Raw genomic sequence first — 22384 nt, forward strand, 5'->3', positions numbered from 1 at the left:
TGAAAACCCCGCTGGCCGCGGGGTGGAAGAGCCTGCCTGCTGCGGGCTGCGCGTTCAGCGCCCCGTGAAGCGCGGCGGCCGCTTCTCGATGAAGGCGCGCACGCCCTCTGCCGCGTCCTCGCTGTGGATCAGCTGCTGCTGCACGGGCTTGAAGTCCTCGATGGCGGCCAGCGGCCCCTGCTCGATGGCCTTGAGCACGTTCAGGCGCGTGGCGATCACCGCCAGCGGTGCCTGCTCGGCGATGCGCTGGGCGATGGCGAAGGCCGCGTCCAGCTGTTCGCCGGCCGGCACCACCTTCTGCACGAAGTTCAGGCGATAGGCCTCGGCGCTGTTGAACTCGTCGGCCGTCAGCAGATGCAGCATGGCGTTGCCCATGCCGGCGCGCTCGGCCATGCGCAAGGTGGCGCCGCCCGAAGCCATGATGTTGCGCGCCACCTCCAGCTGCGAGAAGCGGCAGTTGTCGGCCGCCACCGTGATGTCGGCCGCCAGCATCAGCTCGATGCCCACCGTGAAGCAGATGCCCTGCACGGCCGCTACCATGGGCTTGGTGCGGCGGCGGTAGCCGCTCTGGCCCATGTTGTGCGGCTCCACCAGCGTGCCGTCTGCCGGGATCGCCACGCCGCCTTTTTTTACGAACTCCGAGATCACGGGCAGATCGAGCCCGGCCGTGAAGTGGTCTCCAAAGGCGTGCAGCACGCCCACGCGCAGGGCCGGGTCGTCGTCCAGCCGGGTGTAGGCCTGCGCGAGCTGGTGGAACATGGCGGGCGTCCAGCCGTTGCGCTTGGCCGGGCGGTTGATGCCGATCAGCAGCACATGGCCGCGCACTTCGCAGCTGATGCAGCCTTCGGCCGGTGGGGTGGGGATGGCGATGTCCATGGGTGAAAAATCTCCTGGCGCGAACCATAGTGGATGGCCCGCCGCAGGCCAGTCGCCAACCGGACCAGAAAGCGCCTCAGGCGCGGCGCGTGCTGGGCGGCAGGCCCTGCCGGGCCTGCATCCAGCCCACCAGTTCCTCGTATGCCATCGGCGCCGCGATGTGGAAGCCCTGCCCCTCGTGGCAGCCCATGGCGCGCAGCAGCTGCAGCGTGCGCTCGTCCTCGATGCCCTCGGCCACGATCTGCAGGCCCATGCGGTGGCCCAGCTGCGCCACCAGCTCGGCGATGCGGGCACCGCCCGGGCGGTCCAGCTCGCGCACGAAGCTGCGGTCGATCTTGATGCGGTCCAGCGGCATGCGCTCGAGCGAGCTGAGCGAGGAATAGCCGGTGCCGAAGTCGTCGATGGCCACCGAGATGCCGTCGCCGCGCAGCGCATGCAGGGTCGAGTCCAGCAGTTCGGTGGGCAGCAGGGCCACCGATTCGGTGATCTCCAGCTCCAGCCGCCGGCCTTCGATGCCCGCGCGGGCGATGGCCGTGCGCACGATGTGGATGAAGGCCGGGTCACGCAGCTGCGCCACCGACACGTTCACCGCCATGCGGCCGGGCGCGCCCGGCGTGTCCATCAGCACGCGCATGGTGCTGCAGGCCTGCTGCAGCACCCACTGGCCCAGCGCCACGATCAGCCCCGAGTGTTCGGCCACGGGGATGAACTCGCCGGGCGCAACGACGCGGCCGTCCTCGCGCCGCCAGCGCAGCAGCGCCTCGAGGCCGGTGAGGGCGCCCGTGTGCAGGTCGATCTGCGGCTGATAGGCCAGGAAGAGCTGGTCCTTGTCCACCGCCACGCGCAGGTCCGACACCATGCGCGCGCGTTCGCGCGTCTCGGCGCCCATGGCCGCGCGGTACTGGACGGCCTGGCCGCGGTGCTCGCGCTTGGCACGCTGCAGGGCCATCGTGGCATCGGTCACCAGCTCGGCGCCGGTCTTGCTGACCAGCGAATGGCCGCGCACGTAGCCGCAGCTCAGCGACAGGCGGTGCTCCATGCCGTCGACGATCAGCGTGGGCTGCAGGCCCTGCAGCAGCACCTGTGGATGGATGCTGGTGCTGGGGCCGAACACGCCGTAGATGTCGGCGCCCACGCGCGCCAGCAGCACGCCTTCGGGCAGGTCGGCCTCCAGGCGGCGGGCGATGGCGTCCAGCAGCCGGTCGCCGAAGGGGTGGCCCATCACGTCGTTGGTGGCGCTGAAGTCGTCCACGTCCAGCAGCGCCAGCGTGTGGTCGCGCGTGCCCGTGCGCACGGCCGCGTCCACCTGTTCGACGAAGCGGGTGCGGTTGGGCAGCTGCAGCTGCGGGTCTTCGTAGGCCGAGCGGTGCAGCCGCGCCAGCCGGCGCTGCTGCTGCTGCACCAGCGCATCCAGCTGCTCGACGAGCAGCCGGCCGTCGCGCAGCTCGCAGGCCAGGCCGCTGCAGTCGCCGCCCATCGCGGCGCCCAGGCTGGCCAGCACACGCTGCGCGAAGGCCTGCAGGTCAGGGGCCTCGAGAAGAACTGCGGTGTCGCGTGCGATGCATTCGAGGATGCGGCACGGCGGGGTGGATGCCTGCGTCATGCGCGGAGCACGCGTGGCCTGGGCTCGGCCCTCGCCACCCGGTTGCGGCCCGCGCGCTTGGCGCTGTACAGGGCCTGGTCCGCCAGGCCATAGGCTTCGTCGAAGCTGCCGCCGCGCGGCAGCCAGCTCAGCCCCAGGCTGGCCGTCACGCGGCTGCCGTCGGGCAGCCCCACCTCGTTGGCCTCGATCGCGTGGCAGACCGCATGCGCGATGCGCAGGCTGGCTTCGGGGTCGCGTCCGGGCAGGGCGATGGTGAACTCCTCGCCGCCCACGCGGCCCAGGCTGGCGTTGGCGGGCATCACCTGGCGCAGGCAATCCACCACCTTCATCAGCACCCGGTCGCCCATGGGGTGGCCGAAGCTGTCGTTGACCCGCTTGAAGTGGTCGATGTCTAGCACGATCAGCGACAGCTCGTGCGTCTTGCACAGCCGGTTGACCAGGTCGATGATGGCCGCGCGGTTGAGCACGCCGGTCAGCGGGTCGTGCGTGGCGCGGTACTCCAGCTCGGCGGCCAGCTCCTGCAGCCGCTGGTTGATCTGCGTCATCTCGCGCTCGGCGCGGTCGCTGCGCTGCACCAGCCGGCGCGTTTCGCGCAGCAGGCGCTCGTAGCCGGCGATCAGCTCGCCCAGCGCCTCGCGGGCCGCGGTGCCGGCGCCAGCCTGCGCATGGGCTGCGCGGGCGTCTGCCAGCGTGCGGGCCTCTTGCGCGAAGAGATCGGGCGGTGTGCTGTCCATGGCGAGACTCAGGCCGAGCCCACGGGGCGGCAGCTGAAACCGATGGCCGGGAAGTCGTCGCTCAGCTCCTGGCCGAACTCGAGGATGGTGTCGTCCTCCTCGTCGTGGTACCAGCTCAGCGTGACGGTGTTGCCGGCCTCGGCCGCGCTGCTCAGGGCCTCGATCAGGTTGAACAGCATCTTGGTGCTGGAGCTGTTGAAGTAGGCCAGCGCGATGTGCACGGCGATGGTCGTGCCCGATTGCTGCGCGAGGTAGTCCTTCAGCGGCGCCAGGATCTGGCCGTAGAAGGCCGCGGCGTTCTCCGGGTAGGACTCGCCCGTGAGGCTCAGCGCGTGGGTGTCGAAGCGGAAGTCCACCTCCGGAGAGCTGGGCGTGGCGGCGATGTAGAGGTTTTGCATGCGTGTTCTCGGTTCGTGCGGGCCGTCTCGCTCAGATGGCGGCCTTCAGATAGAAGACCGGCGCGTCATCCATCGTTTCCGTGGCGTCGATGTCGAACTCCAGCGGCTCGCGGGCGTCGCGCGCCACCGTCAGCAGGCCCATGCCTGCGCCCTTGCTGCCTTCGGGCGTCTCCTCGCGCAGCGTGGCGCGGTAGGCCTTCTTGATCTCTTCCAGCGTCATGCTGCGCAGCTGGGTGAGCTTTTCGCGCAGCTCGTCGGCCACCTGCGCGTTCACCGGGTTGGCACACAGCAAAAGGAAGCTGCCGTCACGCTCGCGGCGGATGCAGACGGCGCCGTGGCGCAGCTCGCCGTCGTTCTGCGAGGGCGGCGTGAGCGCGTCGGCCGAGTAGTGGATGATGTTCTGGGCCATCTCCACGAAGCAGGAAAAGAGCTTGCGCCGCGTGGGCCCGGCCACTTCGGCCACCTCCAGCTGCAGCTTCACGGCCTCGGCCATGGCGGCCACGATGTGCTGCGAGAAGTAGCCCACGTAGTAGAAGATGACCTGGTGCTGGCGCGCCAGATTGAAGAAGGAGCCGTACTTGTCGGCGATGGATGTGGCGGACATGGCGCTGGGGCTTGGAAAGGCTCAGGTGCGGAAGCTGAAAAAGGTCAGGTCGTCGCGGCGGTGGTGTTCGCCCTGCCACTGGTGCAGGGCCTCGCGCAGCGCCTGGTTCAACTGCGCGGGCGGGCTGTGCTGCTGATCGAGCAGCAGCTGGCGCACGCGGCGCTTGCCGAAGGCGATGGCGCGGGGGCCGCCGATCTGGTCCACCAGCCCGTCGGTGGTGATGAACACGAGGCTGCCGGGCGGCAGCTGCAGCACCTGGTTGGTCCAGGTCTGGTCCAGCGGGCTGGCCACGTAGCCCACGCCCCGCCGCTCGCCCTCGAGCACCTCCACCGCGTCGGCGCCCGGCCGATGGATGAACAGCGACAGGCGCGCACCCGCGAAGACCAGGCGGCGCGCGGCGGGTTCGTACCAGAAGCAGGCGGCGTCCAGGCCGTCGTCGGAGCCCGCGTCATGGCCCTGTTCCGCCGACTGGCCCAGCATCTGCTTGATGCGCCGGTTCAGGCTGCCCAGCACGCAGGCCGGGTCGCGCGCACCGTGGCGTTCGATGACCTGGTTCAGGCTGCTCGAGGCGATCAGCGTCATGAAGGCGCCGGGCACGCCGTGGCCCGTGCAGTCGGCCACCGCGACGAAGCAGCCCTCGGGCTCGGCCACGCAGTGATAGAAGTCGCCGCCCACCACGTCGCGCGGCTCCCACACCAGGTCGGCGTCGGGGCAGGCGCTGAGCAGGGCCTCGCGCGAGGTGCGCAAGGTCGATTGCTGGATCACGCTGGCGTATTCGATGCTCTGCATCACCTGGCGGTTGCGCGTGGCCTGCAGGTCGGCCACGGCGCGCATCAGTTGCAGGCCGTTGCCGAAGCCCACGAACTCGCCCCCGCGCGTGACGATGAAGCCCTCGGACAGCGCCTTCTCGCCATGCGCCACGGCCTTGAAGGTGAGGGCTTCGATGTCCATGGCCGCATCCACCATCAGCGGCTCGCGGTCCATGAAGGCCACGCAGCTCTTCTTGCCGTACAGCTCCATGCGGTAGGGCCGGCTCATCTGCGAGAGGAAGGCGTTGCGGTTGAGCAGCCCCACGGGGCGGTTGCCCTCCAGCACCGGCAGGCTCACCAGGTCACGGTGCCGGGTGAACATTTCCAGCGCCAGCTCGTTGTTTTCCTGAGCCGTCATGCACGGCACCGGGTCACAAAGGTTGGCGGCGCTGGGCTGCTGGAAGCGAGGCCGGAATCCGCTCAGATATTCGCCAGAGTCGGCCATGGGTTCGGTGGAAGAGAGGCGGGAGTTGTAAATAAATGTTATTGATCGATCATGACGATCTGATGACGATGTTTTCCTTTGTGTTCACTTTGCTTTCACCATGACGCCCCGTCGCCTTGGGCCGCGGCCGCCTGCTTCTTCTTAGTAGGATGCTGGGCCCGCACTGCACGGCGCCCGCGATTTCTCCCCCACGCCTTTCATGTCCGTCACCTTCAGCACCATCAAACCCGGCCTGCGCCTGGCCGACCAGGTCGCCAGCGCGCTCGAGCAGGAGATCCGCGCCGGCCGCCTGGCCGAGGGCGAACGCCTGCCCACGGAGGTGGCGCTGGTGCAGCAGTTCGGCGTCAGCCGCACGGTGGTGCGCGAAGCCGTCTCGCGCCTGAAGTCCAGCGGGCTGGTCGATGCGCGCCAGGGCAGCGGCATGTATGTGCGCCGGCCGGGCTTCGAGCCCCTGCACTTCGACCCCATGTCGGCCGCCTCCAAGGAGGCCGTGCTGCAGATCGTGGAGGTGCGCCGGGCGCTGGAGGCCGAGGTGGCCGAGCTGGCCGCCCAGCGGCGCACCGAGGAAGACATGACGCGCATCCGCACCGCGCTGGCCGCCATAGACGCCGCGGTGGCTGGCGGGCGCGACGGCGTGGAAGAAGACGTGCAGTTCCACCGCGTCATCGCCGAGGCCGCACGCAACCCTTTTCTGATGCGCACGCTGGACTACCTGTCGCAATTCCTGCGCAGCGCCACGCGCGTCACGCGCGCCAACGAGGCGCGCCACGCGCCCTTTGCGGCCGACGTGCTGCGCGAGCACGAGGTGCTGGTGGCAGCCATCGCGGCCGGCGACCCGGTCGCGGCCCGCGGCGCCGCGGCCACCCACATGCGCAATGCGGCGCAGCGCATCCTGCAGGCCGATCCGGCCTTCTGGGCGCAGGAAGGGCATCGGCTCGCGCAGGACCTGGTCGGCGCCGAGCGTTGAGCGTCTGGCGGGAGAAAACGCCCGCCCTCAAAAATCACCCATCGGCGAATCGGTCATAATTTGTACGATGACCATATGACATGGCCAAATTGCGCCAAGGTCATTCACGCGCATCCGCGCGGCCCCTTTTCCGGAGACTTTTCCATGTCCACACCCGCCCTGCTGGGCATCGCGCTCGGCGGCATCGCCCTGCTCCTGCTGCTGATCATCCGTTTCCAGGTCCATGCCTTCATCGCCATGATGCTGGTGAGCGTGCTGGTGGCCATCGCGGCCGGCATGCCGGTGGCCGACATCATTCCCACCCTGATCTCGGGCATGGGCGGCACGCTCGGGTCGGTGGCCATCCTGGTGGCGCTGGGCGCGATGCTGGGGCGCGTGATCGAAGTCTCCGGCGGCGCGGGCAGCCTGGCCCACCGCTTCACGGCCTGGCTGGGGCCGCGCCGCGTGCCTGCGGCGCTGACGGCCGCCGCACTCGTGCTGTCCATCCCCGTCTTCTTCGACGTGGGCTTCATCATCCTGGTGCCCATCATCTACGGCTTCTGCAAGGCCGCGAAGGTGGACCCGGTCAAGTTCGGCCTGCCCGTGGCCGGCATCATGCTGGCCACCCACGTGGTGGTGCCGCCGCACCCGGGCATCGTGGGCGGGGCCGCCGTGCTCAACGCCGACGTGGGCTGGATCACCGTGATCGGCCTGGGCATCTGCGTGCTGCTGGCGCCCGTGGCCCAGTTCGTGGGCGGCTGGCTCAACCGCCGCCGCTACGACATGCTGCCCACCACGGCCGAGCAGTTCGCCAACTTCGACGCGGCCGCAGACGCGACCGACAAGCCGCGCGCGCCCAGCGTGGGCGTGGTGCTGACGCTGATCGTCGTGCCGCTGCTGCTGATCATGGTCGGCACCACGGGCGCCACGCTGCTGCCCAAGGGCGACGGCCTGCGCAACGTGCTGGGCTTCATCGGCTCGCCCATCTTCGCGCTGATGGTCGCCATCGGCCTGGCCTTCGTGCTCGTCGCGCGCCAGCAGGGCTGGAGCCGGCAGAAGACCAACGACGTGATGGAATCCGCCCTGCCGCCCGCGGCCACCGTGATCCTGGTGACCGGCGCCGGCGGCGTGTTCGCCAAGGTGCTGACGGCCACCGGCATCGGCGCGGCGCTGTCCGGCGCCATCACCGACGCCCACCTGCCGCTGCTGCTGGCGGGCTTCGTGATCTCGCTGGCGCTGCGCGCCGCGCAGGGTTCGGCCACAGTCGCCATCCTGACCACCTGCGGCCTGCTGCTGGGCGCCATCAACGCCGGCAACTACAGCGCCGTGCAGGTCGCGCTGCTGGCCGTGGCCATCGGCTTCGGCGGCCTGGGCCTGTCGCACGTGAACGATTCGGGCTTCTGGATCGTCACCCGCTACCTGGGCCTGTCGGTGGCCGACGGCCTGCGCAGCTGGACGGTGCTGACCACCGTGCTGGGCTTGTGCGGCTTCGCCCTCACGGCCATCCTCTGGAACCTGGTCGGCTGATCCGGCTCCACCTCCAACTCCCGCAAGGACAAGCAACATGACCAAATCCTCCGTCGGTATCGTGGGCCTGGGCGCCATGGGTGCAGGCATTGCCAGGACGCTGCGCAACAACGGCTTCGACGTGCATGTGTGCGACGTGCGCCATGAAGCCGCGCTGGCCTTCGCCGCCGACGGCGGCACCGCCTGGAAGACGCCTGCCGAAGTGGCGGCCGCCGCGCCGGTGGTGGTGTCGGTGGTGGTCAACGCGGCCCAGACCGAGTCGGTGCTCTTCGGCGACGGCGGCGCGGCCGCGGCGATGAAGGCCGGCAGCACCTTCGTGATGTGCTCGACCGTGGACCCGAACTGGTCCATCGCGCTCGAGGCCCGCCTGAACGCGGCCGGCATCCACTACGTCGATGCGCCCATCTCGGGCGGCGCGGCCAAGGCCGCTTCGGGCCAGATGACCATGATGACCTCGGCCAAGCCCGAGGCCTATGCCGCGGCCGACGCGGTGCTCAACGCCATGGCCGGCAAGGTCTACCGCCTGGGCGATGCGGCCGGCGCGGGCAGCAAGGTCAAGATCATCAACCAGCTGCTGGCCGGCGTGCACATTGCCGTGGCCGCAGAAGCCATGGCCCTGGGCCTGCGCGAAGGCGTGAAGGCCGACGCGCTGTACGAAGTCATCACGAACAGCGCCGGCAACAGCTGGATGTTCGAGAACCGCATGGCCCATGTGCTGGCGGGCGACTACACCCCGCTGTCGGCCGTGGACATCTTCGTCAAGGACCTGGGCCTGGTGCTGGACACAGCACGCGCCAGCAAATTCCCGCTGCCGCTGGCTGCCACCGCGCACCAGATGTTCATGCAGGCCTCCACCGCCGGCTTCGCGCGCGAGGACGACAGCGCCGTGATCAAGATCTTCCCGGGCATCACGCTGCCCGAAGCCAAGAGCAGGAAGGACTGAGCCATGAGCGCGACGAAGAAGATCCTGCTGGGCTGCATCGCCGACGACTTCACCGGCGCCACCGACCTGGCCAACAACCTCGTGCGCGCGGGCATGCGCGTGGTGCAGACCATCGGCGTGCCGGCTGAGCCGCTCGATGCGGACGCCGATGCCGTGGTGGTCGCGCTCAAGTCGCGCACCATCCCTGCGGCCGAGGCCGTGGCCCAGTCGCTGGACGCGCTGCGCTGGCTGCAGGCGCAGGGCGCGCAGCAGATCTACTTCAAGTACTGCTCCACCTTCGACAGCACGGCGCAAGGCAACATCGGCCCCGTGACCGACGCGCTGATGGCGGCGCTGAACACGTCCTTCACCATCGCCACGCCGGCCTTCCCGGACAACAAGCGCACGGTGTTCAAGGGCTACCTGTTCGCGGGCGACGTGCTGCTCAATGAAAGCGGCATGCAGAACCACCCGCTCACGCCCATGACCGATGCGAACCTGGTGCGCGTGCTGCAGGCCCAGACGAAGCAGCGCGTGGGCCTGATCGACCACGCCGTGGTCGCGCAGGGCGCCGACGCGGTGCGCGCGCGCATCGCCGCGCTGCAGGCCGAAGGCGTGGCCATCGCCATCGTCGACGCGGTCTCCAACGACGATCTGCTGCGCATGGGCCCGGCCCTGGCCGAGCTGCCGCTGCTCACGGCGGGCTCGGGCGTGGCGATCGCGCTGCCGGCCAACTTCGGCCTCGCACCTTCGTCGCAGGCGGCTTCGCTGCCGGCCGCGGGCGGGCTGCAGGCCATCGTCTCGGGCAGCTGCTCCACGGCCACCAACAGCCAGGTGCTGGCCTTCATCCAGGCCGGTCGCCCGGCGCTGGCCATCGACCCGCTGCGCATCGCTGCCGGCGTGGACGTGGCGGCCGAGGCCCTGGCCTGGGCGCAGCCGCTGCTCAAGGACGGCCCGGTGTTGATCTATTCCACGGCCGAGCCGCGCGACGTGCGGGCCATCCAGGGCCAGCTCGGCGTGGAGGAGGCCGGTGCCATGGTCGAGCGCACGCTGGCGCAGATCGCGCGCGGGCTGGTCGCGGCCGGCGTGCGCCAGCTGGTGGTGGCCGGTGGCGAAACCTCGGGTGCCTGCGTGCAGGCCCTGGGCATCGCGCAGATGCGCATCGGTGGCCAGATCGACCCGGGCGTGCCGTGGTGCCATGCGCTGCCCGACGCCGCGCTGGGCGCAGCCGAAGGCTTGCACATCACGCTCAAGTCCGGCAACTTCGGCACCCCTGACTTCTTCACCAAGGCCTTTGCCGCGCTGGCGGCCTGAGGCGATCACCGCCCTATGAGCACCGCCCTGACCGAAACCCAGGCGCGCGAAGACATCTGCCGCTTGGGCCGCAGCCTGTACAAGCGCGGCTACGTGCATGCCACGGCCGGCAACATCAGCGTGCGGCTGGCCGACGGCGGCCACCTGATCACGCCCACCGACGCCTGCCTGGGCACCCTGGACCCCGCCCGGCTGGCGCGGCTGGACGCGCAGGGCCAGCAGCGCTCGGGCGACCGGGCCAGCAAGACCATCGCGCTGCACCGGCGCATCTATGACGCCACCGCCGCGGCCGGCCACGCGGCCGGCTGCGTGATCCACACCCACAGCACGCACCTGGTGAGCTGCTCACTGCGCGCCGACAGTGCCGCTGACAACGCGCTGGCCGAAGACGCCGAACTGCTGCCGCCCATCACGCCGTATTTCGTGATGAAGGTGGGCCGCGTGCCGCACATCGCCTATCGCCGCCCTGGCGACCCCGCCGCCGCCGAGGCCGTGGCCCAGGCCATCGCGCGCCATGCGGCGCAGGGCCGGCGGCTGCAGGCCGTGATGCTGGCGCGGCTGGGGCCCAACGTCTGGCACGACACGCCGGACGCCGCCATGGCCGTGCTCGAAGAGCTGGAAGAAACCGCGCGCCTGCACTGGCTGCAGCCCGCGCTGCGGCCGCTCACGCAGGCGCAGATCGACGAGCTGCGCAGCGTCTTCGGCGCCAGCTGGTAAACCCATTTCCCAGAACCCGGAGATCCGCATGCCCCGCTTTGCCGCCAACCTGAGCATGCTCTACAACGAGCATGAGTTCCTCGACCGTTTCGCCGCCGCTGCCAAGGACGGCTTCACGGGTGTGGAATACCTCTTCCCCTATGCCTTCGCGGCCGAAGACATCGCCCAGCGCCTGAAGGCCCATGGCCTCACGCAGGCGCTGTTCAACGCCCCGCCCGGCGACTGGGACGCGGGCGAGCGCGGCATCGCCTGCCTGAGCGGGCGCGAAGCCGAATTCGCCGCGGGCATCACCAAAGCCCTGGCCTACGCCCAGGTGCTGCAATGCCCGCGCGTGCACGTGATGGCCGGCCTGCTGCCGGCCGGCGCCAGCCGCGACGATGTGCGCGCCACCTACGTGGCCAACCTGCGCCTGGCCGCGCGCCAGGCCGCCGCGCAGGGCGTGGACATCCTGATCGAGCCCATCAACACGCGCGACATGCCCGGCTACTTCCTGAACCTGCAGGGCCAGGCCCATGCGCTGGTGCAGGAGATCGGCGAGCCCAACGTCAAGGTGCAGTTCGACCTGTACCACGCCCAGATCATGGAAGGCGACCTGGCGATGAAGCTGCGCGAGTTCCTGCCCACGGGCCGCGTGGGCCATGTGCAGATTGCCGGCGTGCCGCAGCGCCACGAGCCCGACCTGGGCGAGCTGAACCACCCCTACCTGTTCGCCGAACTCGACGCGCTGGGCTACACGGGCTGGATCGGCTGCGAATACCGCCCGCGCCGCGGCGCCGTGCCCGGCGGCACCACCGAAGGCCTGGGCTGGGCCCGCGAATGGCTGCAGCCCAGGCAGATTGGCTGATACGGCTTCGCCTTCCTCACGAGAAAAAGCCCCGCCGGCCAGCGCCGCGGGGCTTTTTCTCTTGGTTCGAACGGGGTGATCAGTACTGGTACACGCCGCGGCCGGTCTTGCGGCCGAGTTGGCCAGCGGCCACCATTTCAGCCAGCAGCGGGCAGGGGCGGTACTTCGAATCGCCGAACTCCTCCAGGTAGACCTGCATCACGGCCAGGCACACGTCCAGGCCGATCATGTCGGCCAGGGCCAGCGGGCCGATGGGCTGGTTGCAGCCCAGCTTCATGCCGGCGTCGATGTCTTCGGGCGTGGCCAGGCCTTCGGCCAGCACGAAGAAGGCCTCGTTGATCATGGGCACCAGGATGCGGTTGACCACAAAGCCGGGCGCGTTCTTCACGGTGATGGGCGACTTGCCCAGCTTGACCGACAGCGCCTTGACCGCATCGTGCGTGGCGTCGCTGGTCAGGTAGCCGCGGATCAGCTCCACCAGCGCCATCATCGGCACCGGGTTGAAGAAGTGCATGCCGATGAAGCGGTCGGGGCGGCTGGTGGCGGCGGCCAGCTTGGTGATCGATATCGACGAGGTGTTCGACGCGATGATCACGTCGGGCGGCAGCAGCGCCTCCACCTGCTTGAGGATCTTGAGCTTGAGTTCGTGGTTCTCGGTGGCGGCCTCGATGACCAGCTGGGCACTCTTGAGGTCCTCGTAGTTCGTCGAGCCCTGGATCAGTGCCAGTGCGTCGGCCTTCTGGGCCTCGCTGAGCTTGTCCTTCTTGATCAGGCGGTCCAGGCTGCCCGAGATGGTGGCCAGGCCCTTGTCCACCGCGGCCTGGGCGATGTCGACCATCACCACGCGAATGCCCGAGGCGGCGCAGGCCTGCGCAATGCCGTTGCCCATGGTGCCTGCACCGATGATGCCGACGGTCTGGATGTCCATTGAAATGCTCCTGGAGAAAAAGTAAGGGAAAAACGCAATGGACGAATGCTAACGGCCCGCGCAGGGGCGGGCCGTCGCCAGGTCAACAGAAGGCCGGATCAGCGCGCGGGCCGGATGCGGTAGATCGCGTTGTTGCGGTCGGCAGAGACGTACACGCTGCCGTCCGCGCCCACGGCCACGCCGGTGGGTACGTAGGGCGGTGGCAGGCCCGGGCCGGCGGCCAGGCCGATGGGCAACTGCTCGGCCACGCTGCGGCGGCTGCCGTCGGCGGGGTTGATCTCCACCAGCCGCTGCGCGCCGGCCTCGGCCACGATGAAGCTGCCCCAGGGCGTCTGGGCCAGGCCCTCGGGCATCTGCAGGCCCTGCGCCACCACCTGCGGCGCGCCGCCCGTGGCCGGCACGCGCAGCAGGCGGCCTGCGGCCTCGGTCACATAGACGGCGCCATCGCTGCCCAGCACCATCTGCACCGGGCCCTGCAGGCCATCGGCCAGCAACTGGCGCTGCGCATGCTTGGGGCCGCTCAGGCGCGTGACGCTGCCGGTGCCGATCTCGGCCACGATCACGCTGCCGTCTTCCATGGGGATGGCGTCATAGGGCGCCTTCAGGCCGTGGATGACGGATGCGGTCTTGCGCGTGGCGCGGTCCACCAGCTGCACGGTGCCGGTGAACCAGGATGAGAGCGCGAACTGCGTCCTCGACAGTCCCACGGAGAAGGGGTACTCCAGTTCGGGCTCGCGCTGCATGCGGAAGATGTCGCTCACGGCGCCGCTGGACAGCTGCACTTCGCGGAAGCCGAACACGTCGGCCACCCAGAGCCTGTCGCCCTCGGTCTTCAGGCCCGCAGGCACGGCCACGGCCCCGCCCGTCAGCCGCTGCGACTGGCCCGTGGCCGGGTTGAAGGCATCGACGGCGTTGTTGGCCATGTTCGACACGTAGATCATGCCGTCGGGCGCGATGGCCAGGTTGTCCAGCGAGGGCGTGAAGCGCTTGGCCACGCTCTTGCGGCCCGTGGCCAGCTCCACGCGCACCAGCTCGCCCGTGCGCGTGTCCACCACCCACAGGTTGCCCTTGCCGTCCAGGTTGGCGGCGGCGGGGATCTGGAAGCCTTCGGCGATCACCTGCATGGCGCCATCGGCGGGGTTGATCTTGACCACCTGCCCCTTGAACCACAGCGGGCCGTAGAGCCAGCCATCGGGCCCGACCTCGAAGCCGTTGAAGCCGCCCATGTCCTTCTTGATCAGGCGCGGCGGCTTCTGGCCCGTGCGGTCGATCTCCCACAGCGCATCGCCCAGAAACACCTGCGAGGCATAGAGCCTGCCGGTGCGGCGGTCGAAGTCCACCGAATTGAGGCCCGGCAGGTCCCTGGCCAGCACCTGCAGGGGCGCGCCGTCGCGCTCTCGGTAGCGCAGCATGCCCATGAGGTAGTTGGTCCACGCGAGTTCGCCGCGCGGGCCCACGGCGATGTCGTCGGCCTGGCCTTCGGGCGCGCCGATGAACACGCGCGCCTGGCCGGTGCGCCGGTCCACCTCCCACATGCTGTTGCCCACCACCGAGCCGGCCAGCAGCCGGCCCGCGCCATCGACGGCCAGGCCATGCACACCCGCGAAGGCCGAAGGCTGGACCAGCAGTTCCGGTGCCGCCCAGGCCGCGGGCCGGTGGGCGGTTGGCGTGCTGCAGCCGGCCAGGCCGAGCACGAGGGCGGGGAGGGCGAGTGCCAGCGCGGCGGCGCGGCGGCGCAGGGGAAGGGGCATGCGGGTCTCCTGTTGTGTGTGTGAGATGCGCCGGTCGGACGCATCCTCTGGATGCCGGCCCTGAGTCTTCGCGCCCGCAGGAGCCGCCGCAGTCACGCATGGGACAAAGCTGCCATCAACCAGAAGGCCCGCGCGGCCCAGGCCCGTGAAAGCCCCGGCTGCGCCGAGCTGCCCGGCAACGCAAGATGGCGGCTTCGTCCACCTCCACCGCTGAACCCATGCTTCATCCCCAGGCACGAGCCCTGATCGACCTGATGGCAGAGCGCGGCGTGCCGCCCACGCACACCCTCACGCCTGCCGATGCGCGCGCCATCTACCGCGAGCGCCGCAGCTTCTCGCAACCCGCACCGGCCGAGGTGTCCGAAGTGCGCGAGCTGCGCACGAGCGGGCCGCATGGCGACATTCCGCTGCGCGCCTACCGGCCGCTGGGCGCGCCGGCCGAGGCGGTGCTGCCCGTGCTGGTGTACTACCACGGGGGCGGCTGGGTCATCGGCGACCTGGACACGCATGACGTGCTGTGCCGCGAGCTGTGCAACGCCAGCGGTTGCGCCGTGATCGCGGTGGACTACCGGCTGGGGCCGGAGCAGCGCTTTCCGGCCGCGGTGGACGACGTGCTGGCCGCCACGCGCTGGGTGCGGTCGCAGGCGCAGGCGCTGCGCATCGATCCGGCCCGCCTGGCCGTGGGCGGCGACAGCGCGGGCGGCAACCTGGCCGCCGTGGTGGCGCTGGCGGCGCGCGACGACGCGGACGGCCAGGGGCCGCTGCCCATCGCCTACCAGCTGCTCATCTACCCGGCCACCGACATGCGCCGCGGCCATGCCTCGCACAGCAGCAACGGCCAGGGCTACGTGCTGACGCAGGACACGGTGCGCTACTTCCACGACCACTACATCACCGATCCCGCGCACGACCTGGACTGGCGCGCCTCGCCGCTGCTGGCGGCCAGCCATGCGGGCCTGCCGCCTGCGCTGATCCTGACGGCGGGCTACGACCCGCTGCGCGACGAAGGGCTGGACTACGCACGCGCGCTCAGCGATGCCGGCGGCCGGGTCAGCCATGTGTGCTTTGAGCGGCAGATCCACGGCTTCATCACCATGGGCCGCGTGCTGGACGAGGCGAACACCGCCGTGGCCCTGTGCGCGGCCGAATTGCGGCGCGCGCTGGCCCCGTGAACGGCGCCGCCGCAGGTCTCGCCCAGCGCTAACCCCAATCGCCGCAGCCAGTTTTCGCAAGCGCGCGCGGCATGCGGCTGCCTACGCTGGCGCCGCAGCCGCGCACCATGCCGCAGCCCTAGGGAAAGCCCCTTGCGCCGCGCCCTTACGTTTGCGACGGGCGCTGACTACGATGCGCCCAACCCTGGCGCCGCGATGCGCCTTCGCAAGAAAAAAGAAAAGGGCGCGGCCAGCTGCGGTGGATGTTCAACAGCACGGAGACAAGGCAGCATGCAGACAGAGAGGGTGGCGCACGCCGACGCTGGCGCGCGCCTGATGTGGTTGACCAGCCAGCGCGTGTTCTACGCCGGCCTGCTGGGCTCGGTGGGGCTGCGCACATCGGGCGGCTGGGCCATCTACGTGTCGCCTTCGGGCCTGCCCAACCGCGTGCGGCTGGGCGGCGGCGCCTGGCAGGGCGGCGAGCTGATCGTGGTGCCGCCGCTGGTGCCGCACTGCATCGAAAGCCAAGAGCCGCTGATCCTGAACCTCGTGATCGAGGCCGAGCTGGTCGATCCGCAGGCCCTGCCGCCGCTGCTGCGCCAGTGCGGCGTGGTGGACGATCCGGACTTCGTGCGGCGCGTGCGCGCGGTGCATGCGCAGCTGCAGGCCGCGTCGGGCCGCAAGTGCTTCAACGGCTTCGACTTCGACCGCCTGGTCTTCGGCCAGCCGCTGCCCGAGCGCGTGCTCGATCCGCGCATCCGCGCCGTGGTCGATCGGGTCAACGCCAACCCGGCCGAAGCCGTGTCGGCCGAGCAATGCGCGGCAGCGGTGAACCTCTCCTTCTCGCGCTTTCTGCATCTGTTCAAGGCGCAGACGGGCGTGACCTTCCGCGCCTTCAGGGCCTGGAAGCGCGCGCGCAGCCTGCTGCGCTACGTGCGCGAAAGCTCCAGCCTCACCGACATCGCGCTGACGGCCGGCTACCCCGATTCCACGCATTTCAGCCATTCGATCCGGCAGTTCTACGGCCTGCGGCCCAGCGACATCGTCGCGGGCTCGCGGCGGCTGGCACTGCATCACGCCGGGCGCGTCGTGCTGTGAGGGCCGCCGTCATTTCCGTCGGTTCCGACGAGGCCGGATCGCACATGCCTTCCTAGACTGCCTCGCCATTCGTTCCCCGCCGGCCACCCGTGGTGCCGGCGGCCCGCATCGCCTCTCATCGCCGGGGTCCTGCTTGCAAATCCTTCAACTGCTGCTCTCAGGCATCGCGCAAGGCTGCATCTACGGCCTGATCGCGCTGGGCTTCGTGCTCATCTACAAGGCCACCGAAACCGTGAGCTTCGCGCAGGGCGACCTGATGATGCTCGGCGCTTTCGCGGCCTTTGCGGGCATGCAGCTCTTCGGCCTGCCCTTCTGGCTGGCGGCGGCGCTGGCGGTGGCGGCGCTGGTGGCCTTTGGCGTGCTGCTGGAACTGGTGGTGATCCGCCCCATCCTGGGCCAGCCGCAGTTCTCCATCGTCATGCTCACCATCGGCGTGGGTTATGTGGTGCGCGGCCTCATCACCATGGTGCCGGGCATCGGCACCGAAACGCACACGCTGGCCGTGCCCTACAAGGACGAGGTCTGGCGCGTCGGCGGCCTGGTGGTCAATGCGCCGCAGGCGGTGGTGATCGGCGCCACCGCAGCGCTGTGCCTGCTGCTGTACGGCATGTTCCGCTACAGCAAGCTGGGCATCGCGATGCAGGCCAGCTCGCAGAACCAGCTGGCGGCCTACTACATGGGCATTCCGGTCAAGCGGCTCAACGGCCTGGTGTGGGGCCTGGCGGCGGCCGTGGCCACGGTGGCCGGCATCCTGCTGGCGCCCATCACCTTCGTGCATGCCAACATGGGCTTCATCGGGCTCAAGGCCTTTCCGGCCGCGGTGGTGGGCGGCTTCGGCAGCCTGCCGGGGGCCATCGTGGGCGGGCTGGTCATCGGCGTGGTGGAGTCCTTCGCGGGCTTCTACCTGCCCGACGGCTTCAAGGACACAGCGCCCTACATCGTGGTGCTGCTCATGCTGATGATCAAGCCCAACGGCTTGTTCGGCGAGAAGCTGCGCAAGAAAGTCTGAAGAGAAGCACCCGAGCACAAGGCCACCCGATGCGTTTCATCTTCAAGACCTCCTACGCGCAAGACATCCAGCTGGCCAAGCATGGCGGGCACCGCTTCTGGTATGCGCTGCTCATGCTGGCGCTGCTGGCCGCGCCCTGGGTGGTGGACGAATACTGGCTCGCGCAGCTGACCTTCGTGCTCATCTATGCGGTGGTGGGGCTGGGGCTGATGCTGCTGGCCGGCTTCACGGGGCAGTTCTCCATCGGGCACGCGGCCTTCCTGGGCACGGGGGCCTACACGCAGGCCGTGCTGGTCAATCTGGGCGTGCCTTTCCCGCTGGCGCTGGTGGCGGCCGCGGCGCTGTCGGCCGCCGTGGGCGTGCTGGTGGCGCTGCCGGCGCTGCGCGTCAAGGGCATCTACCTGGGCATCGCGACCCTGGCCTTCGGCTTCATCGTCGAGGAAGTGTTCGCGCGCTGGGAGCGCATGACCGGCGGCAACGCGGGGCTGCATGTGCATGCGCCCACCCTGTTCGGCCACGACGTGGGCAGCGGCGCGGCTTTTTACTTCGTCTGCCTGGTGGTCGCGGTGCTGTGCACGCTGGGCATCCTGAACCTGCTGCGCGCGCCCACGGGCCGGGCCTTCGTGGCCATCCGCGATTCGGAGATCTCGGCCCAGAGCATGGGCATCCACCTGGCGCGCTACAAGACGCTGTCCTTCGCCATCTCGGCCGCGCTGGCGGGGTTGGGCGGGGCGCTGTACGCGCACAAGATCAGCTTCCTCTCGCCCGACCAGTTCAGCATCCTGCAGTCCATCGACCTGCTGCTGCTGGTGGTGATCGGCGGGCTGGGCTCGGTGCACGGGGCCTTCCTCGGCGCCATCTTCATCATCACCATGCCGCAGCTCATTTCGCTGTCCAAGGACTGGCTGCCCGACACCATCGGCCAGGCGCCCGGGCTGCAGGGCCTGGTGTACGGCCTGGTGCTGATCGCCTTCGTGCTCTTCGAGCCGCTGGGCCTGTACGGCCGCTGGCTCAAGATCCGCACCTGGCTGCAGCTCTTCCCCTTCTACCGCCGTGGCATGTTCAAGCGGCAGAAGTCCTTCACCAAATCGGATCGGCTGAAATGAGCGACGACGTCCTCCTGCAAGCCAGCGACCTGAGCGTGCGCTTCGGCGGCGTGCTGGCCGTCAACAAGGTCAGCTTCGACGTGCGGCGCGGCGAGGTGTTCACCCTGATCGGCCCCAACGGCGCGGGCAAGACCACGGTGTTCAACCTGATCAGCCGCATCTACCAGCCCACCACGGGCCAGATCACCTGGCACGGCGGTGCGCAGCCGCTGACGCTGACCGCGCAGCCCGCGCATGCGATCGCGGCGCTGGGCATCGCGCGCACTTTCCAGAACATCGAGCTGTTCGAGCACGCCACGGTGCTGCACAACCTGCTGGTGGGCCGCCACACGCACCGGCGCACGGGCTTCTTCAGCGAGCTGTTCTTCACGCCCGCCACGCGCCAGGCCGAGATGGCCGCGCGCGAGAAGGCCGAGCAGGTGATCGACCTGCTGGATCTGCAGCACCACCGCGATTCGATGGTGGCGGGCCTGCCCTACGGCGTGCGCAAGGTGGTGGAGCTGGCGCGCGCGCTGTGCACCGAGCCGAAGCTGCTGCTGCTGGACGAACCCTCGTCGGGCCTGAACGTGGAGGAGACGGCCGACATGGCCTTCTGGATCCAGGACATCCAGCACGAGCTGGGCATCTCGGTGCTGATGGTGGAGCATGACATGAGCCTGGTCTCCAAGGTCTCGGACCGCGTGCTGGCCATGAACCAGGGCGAGGTGCTGGCCATGGGCAGCGCGCGCGAGGTGCAGACCGATGCGCGCGTGATCGAGGCCTACCTGGGCACGGTGGAGGATGTGAGCAGCCTGCGGAGGGCCGCATGAACGACACGAACGCAGCCGGGAGCCAGCCATGAGCACCGAGATCCTGCAACTGCTCAACGTCGAGAGCGCCTACGGCCCGATCAAGGCCATCCGCGGCGTGAGCCTGAAGGTGCGCCAGGGCGAGATCGCCACCGTGCTGGGCAGCAACGGCGCGGGCAAGACCACCATCCTCAAGACCATCTCCGGCATCATCGATCCGCGCAAGGGCTCGGTGCATTTCAAGGGCACGGAAATCACGGCCAAGGACCCGGCCTTCATCGTCCAGCAGGGCCTGTCGCACGTGCCCGAGGGGCGCGAGGTGTTCCCGCTGCTGTCGGTCAGGGACAACCTGCTGATGGGCGCCTACACCCGGCGCGACCGCGATGGCGTGGCGCGCGACATGGAAGCCGTGTTCAGCTACTTCCCCATCCTGCGCGAGCGCGCTGCGCAGGACGCCGGGCTGCTCTCGGGCGGGCAGCAGCAGATGCTGGCCATCTCGCGCGCCATCATGGCCGCGCCGCAGCTGATCCTGCTGGACGAGCCTTCGCTGGGCCTGTCGCCCAAGCTCACCAAGGAGATCTTCGAGATCGTGGTGCGCATCAACCGCGAGCGCGGCACCACCATCCTCCTGGTGGAGCAGAACGCCAACATGGCGCTGAACGCGGCCGACCACGGCTATGTGCTGGAGAACGGCCGCATCGTGATGGAAGACAGCTGCGAACGCCTGCGCGAGAAGGACGACATCAAGGAGTTCTACCTGGGCATGAAGGACGACGGCGTACGCGGCGAGCGGCGCTGGAAGAAAAAGAAGACCTGGCGCTGAGGTCCAGGCCCAAGCCGCGCACCGACGCAACCCTAGGAGATGGCGCATGAACGCAGCCCAGTCCCCCGTGCTTGAAGCCGCCGGCAGCACCGGCAGCAGCAGCCCCAGTCACTCCAGCCGTACCCCCGAGGGCCTGTGGGACCTGGACCATCTGCGCCCCAACACCGCCATCGTGGTGCCTGGCGAGACACTGCCGGCCGTGTTCTGGAACGCCGCGGCGCAGCGCGGCGAGCGCGTGTGGATGCGCCAGAAGGAGCTGGGCATCTGGCGCAGCTGGAGCTGGGCGCAGACCGCCGAGGCCGTGCGCGAGATCGCCGCGGGCCTGCTGGCGCTGGGCTTTGCGCGCGGCGAATGCGCGTCCATCCTGTCGAACACGGTGGTCGAATGGGTGCTGTGCGACCTGGCCGTGCTCAGCTGCAGCGGCGTGGCCAACGGCATCTACCCCACCGACGCGGCCTCGCAGGTGCACTACCTGTGCGAAGACTCGCGCACCACCATCCTCTTCGTCGAAGACGAGGAACAGCTGGACAAGGCGCTGGAGGTGCGCGCGCAGCTGCCGCTCTTGCGCAAGGTGATCGTTTTCGACATGGAAGGGCTGCGCGCGCTGCGCGACCCCGACGTGATGAGCCTGGACGCATTGCGCGAGCTGGGCCGCGCGCAGATGCAGGCCCAGGCCGACGAACTGGCGCGCCGCATCGCCGCCACGCAGCCGCAGGACCTGGCCATCCTGGTCTACACCTCGGGCACCACCGGCAAGCCCAAGGGTGCCATGCACAGCCATGGCGGCCTGGTGTACGCCATGCGCGGCTACAACACGCTGATGGCGCAGAGCGAGCACGACGAGCGCATGTGCTTCCTGCCGCTGTGCCACATCGCCGAGCGCATGGGCGGCGAGTACTCGGCCATGTACACGGGCGCGGTGCTCAACTTCGTCGAGAACCCCGAGACCGTGCCCGAGAACGTGCGCGAGATCGCACCCACCGTGTTCACAGCCGTGCCGCGCGTGTGGGAGAAGTTCTACTCGGGCGTGATGATCGCGCTCAAGGAGGCCAGCGGCGTGCAGCAGGCGGCCTATGGCTGGGCCATCGGCGTGGGCCAGCAGATCGCCGATCGCGTGCTGGCGGGCCAGAGCGTCGATGCGGGGCTGCGCTTTCGCTTCCGCCTCGCGCGCTGGCTGGCGCTGGACAACGTGCGCAAGATGATCGGCATCCACCGCGCGCGCTTCCTGGTCACCGGTGCGGCGCCCATCTCGCCCGAGCTGGTGCGCTGGTACCTGGCGCTGGGCGTGCCCATGCTGGAGGTGTGGGGCATGACCGAGACGGCCGGCGCCGCCACGGCCATTCCGGCCGCGCGCATCAAGCCCGGCTCCATCGGCCCGGCCGCGGGCTTCAACGAAGTGCGGCTGGATCCGGCCACGGGCGAGATCCTGGTGCGCGGGCCCAACGTCTTCATGGGCTACCTGAACCTGCCCGAGAAGACGGCCGAAACCATCGACGCCGACGGCTGGCTGCACACGGGCGACGTGGGCCTGGTGGACGAGGACGGGTATTTCCGCATCACCGACCGCATGAAGGACATCATCATCACGGCCGGGGGCAAGAACATCACGCCCAGCGAGCTTGAAAACGAACTCAAGTTCAGCCCCTACGTGACCGACGCCGTGGTGATCGGCGACGCAAGGCCCTACCTGACGGTGATCATCATGATCGACCAGGAAAACGTCGAGAAGTACGCCCAGGACCATGACGTGCCCTTCAGCAACTACGCCAGCCTCACGCGGGCGCAGGAGGTGCAGGACCTGATCCAGGGCGAGATCGACCGCGTGAACGCCAAGTTCGCGCGCGTGGAGCAGATCAAGAAATTCTTCCTGCTCGACACGCAGCTGTCGGCCGAGGACGAAGAACTCACGCCCACCATGAAGCTCAAGCGCAAGCTGGTGCAGGCCAAGTACGCCGCGCAGATCAATGCCATGTATCAATCGTGATTCATCC

20 protein-coding genes and 1 pseudogene are annotated in these 22384 nt (G+C 69.4%); 13 read left to right on the plus strand and 8 right to left on the minus strand.

Annotated elements, in window-relative coordinates:
• Positions 1-54: 54 nt before the first annotated feature.
• The 6 genes from PGB34_RS15000 to PGB34_RS15025 form a co-directional block, all read right to left on the minus strand.
• Entirely contained in the window at positions 55-876 is an 822-nt protein-coding gene (locus tag PGB34_RS15000; RefSeq protein WP_271428912.1) for a crotonase/enoyl-CoA hydratase family protein, read from the minus strand.
• 76 nt (positions 877-952) lie between these two features.
• Entirely contained in the window at positions 953-2479 is a 1527-nt protein-coding gene (locus PGB34_RS15005; protein WP_271428913.1) for a putative bifunctional diguanylate cyclase/phosphodiesterase, read from the minus strand.
• A complete protein-coding gene (locus tag PGB34_RS15010; protein WP_271428914.1) occupies positions 2476-3213 on the minus strand; it encodes a GGDEF domain-containing protein in 738 nt (245 codons plus the stop codon). Before PGB34_RS15010 ends, PGB34_RS15005 begins: the two co-directional genes overlap by 4 nt.
• Positions 3214-3221: 8 nt before the next feature.
• A complete protein-coding gene (locus tag PGB34_RS15015) occupies positions 3222-3611 on the minus strand; it encodes a DUF1987 domain-containing protein (protein WP_271428915.1) in 390 nt (129 codons plus the stop codon).
• Between the two features lie 31 nt (positions 3612-3642).
• The gene (locus PGB34_RS15020; protein ID WP_271428916.1) at positions 3643-4215 is read right to left on the minus strand and encodes a SiaB family protein kinase; all 573 of its coding nucleotides are present in this window, start codon (positions 4213-4215) and stop codon (positions 3643-3645) included.
• Between the two features lie 21 nt (positions 4216-4236).
• On the minus strand, positions 4237-5469 hold the full coding sequence (locus PGB34_RS15025) for a SpoIIE family protein phosphatase (RefSeq protein WP_271428917.1): 1233 nt from the start codon (positions 5467-5469) through the stop codon (positions 4237-4239).
• Between the two features lie 199 nt (positions 5470-5668).
• On the opposite strand from PGB34_RS15025, the gene PGB34_RS15030 reads away from it, so the two are divergent.
• The 6 genes and pseudogenes from PGB34_RS15030 (at position 5669) to otnI (ending at position 11739) form a co-directional block, all read left to right on the plus strand.
• A complete protein-coding gene (locus PGB34_RS15030; protein ID WP_271428918.1) occupies positions 5669-6436 on the plus strand; it encodes a FadR/GntR family transcriptional regulator in 768 nt (255 codons plus the stop codon).
• A gap of 144 nt (positions 6437-6580) precedes the next feature.
• Positions 6581-7942 carry a GntP family transporter gene (locus PGB34_RS15035; RefSeq protein WP_271428919.1) on the plus strand — a complete coding sequence of 454 codons (1362 nt, stop codon included), beginning with the start codon at positions 6581-6583 and terminating at the stop codon, positions 7940-7942.
• A pseudogene (gene ltnD, locus PGB34_RS15040) lies at positions 7932-8885 on the plus strand (L-threonate dehydrogenase); the annotation flags it as partial. The gene PGB34_RS15035 and the pseudogene ltnD, both read left to right, overlap by 11 nt.
• A gap of 3 nt (positions 8886-8888) precedes the next feature.
• Positions 8889-10178, plus strand: a complete 1290-nt coding sequence (gene otnK / locus PGB34_RS15045) for a 3-oxo-tetronate kinase (RefSeq protein ID WP_271428920.1) — start codon at positions 8889-8891, stop codon at positions 10176-10178.
• Positions 10179-10205: 27 nt separating this feature from the next.
• Positions 10206-10895: a class II aldolase/adducin family protein gene (locus PGB34_RS15050; protein WP_271429169.1), complete on the plus strand. Its 690-nt coding sequence runs from the start codon at positions 10206-10208 to the stop codon at positions 10893-10895.
• Positions 10896-10923: 28 nt separating this feature from the next.
• A complete protein-coding gene (otnI, locus tag PGB34_RS15055) occupies positions 10924-11739 on the plus strand; it encodes a 2-oxo-tetronate isomerase (protein WP_271428921.1) in 816 nt (271 codons plus the stop codon).
• Positions 11740-11818: 79 nt separating this feature from the next.
• On the opposite strand, the gene PGB34_RS15060 is transcribed toward otnI, so the two are convergent.
• Complete coding sequence (locus tag PGB34_RS15060) at positions 11819-12667, minus strand: 3-hydroxybutyryl-CoA dehydrogenase (protein WP_271428922.1); 849 nt, start codon at positions 12665-12667, stop codon at positions 11819-11821.
• Positions 12668-12765: 98 nt separating this feature from the next.
• Entirely contained in the window at positions 12766-14418 is a 1653-nt protein-coding gene (locus PGB34_RS15065) for a hypothetical protein (RefSeq protein ID WP_271428923.1), read from the minus strand.
• 218 nt (positions 14419-14636) lie between these two features.
• Between PGB34_RS15065 and PGB34_RS15070 the strand changes: the two genes are divergently transcribed.
• From PGB34_RS15070 to PGB34_RS15100, 7 genes are all read left to right on the plus strand, one after another.
• Positions 14637-15590 carry an alpha/beta hydrolase gene (locus PGB34_RS15070; RefSeq protein WP_271428924.1) on the plus strand — a complete coding sequence of 318 codons (954 nt, stop codon included), beginning with the start codon at positions 14637-14639 and terminating at the stop codon, positions 15588-15590.
• A 270-nt stretch (positions 15591-15860) separates the two neighbouring features.
• On the plus strand, positions 15861-16667 hold the full coding sequence (locus PGB34_RS15075) for a helix-turn-helix domain-containing protein (protein WP_271428925.1): 807 nt from the start codon (positions 15861-15863) through the stop codon (positions 16665-16667).
• 133 nt (positions 16668-16800) lie between these two features.
• Positions 16801-17676 (plus strand): branched-chain amino acid ABC transporter permease, encoded by an 876-nt coding sequence (locus tag PGB34_RS15080; RefSeq protein WP_271428926.1) that lies wholly within the window; start codon positions 16801-16803, stop codon positions 17674-17676.
• Positions 17677-17705: 29 nt separating this feature from the next.
• Positions 17706-18782: a branched-chain amino acid ABC transporter permease gene (locus tag PGB34_RS15085; protein ID WP_271428927.1), complete on the plus strand. Its 1077-nt coding sequence runs from the start codon at positions 17706-17708 to the stop codon at positions 18780-18782.
• Positions 18779-19591 carry an ABC transporter ATP-binding protein gene (locus PGB34_RS15090; protein WP_271428928.1) on the plus strand — a complete coding sequence of 271 codons (813 nt, stop codon included), beginning with the start codon at positions 18779-18781 and terminating at the stop codon, positions 19589-19591. Before PGB34_RS15085 ends, PGB34_RS15090 begins: the two co-directional genes overlap by 4 nt.
• Positions 19592-19619: 28 nt before the next feature.
• The gene (locus PGB34_RS15095; protein ID WP_271428929.1) at positions 19620-20393 is read left to right on the plus strand and encodes an ABC transporter ATP-binding protein; all 774 of its coding nucleotides are present in this window, start codon (positions 19620-19622) and stop codon (positions 20391-20393) included.
• A 46-nt stretch (positions 20394-20439) separates the two neighbouring features.
• Entirely contained in the window at positions 20440-22377 is a 1938-nt protein-coding gene (locus PGB34_RS15100) for an AMP-dependent synthetase/ligase (protein WP_271428930.1), read from the plus strand.
• The last annotated feature ends 7 nt before the right edge of the window (positions 22378-22384 follow it).

Source organism: Xenophilus arseniciresistens (assembly GCF_028023875.1).
In the GTDB taxonomy this organism is placed as follows: domain Bacteria; phylum Pseudomonadota; class Gammaproteobacteria; order Burkholderiales; family Burkholderiaceae_C; genus Xenophilus; species Xenophilus arseniciresistens.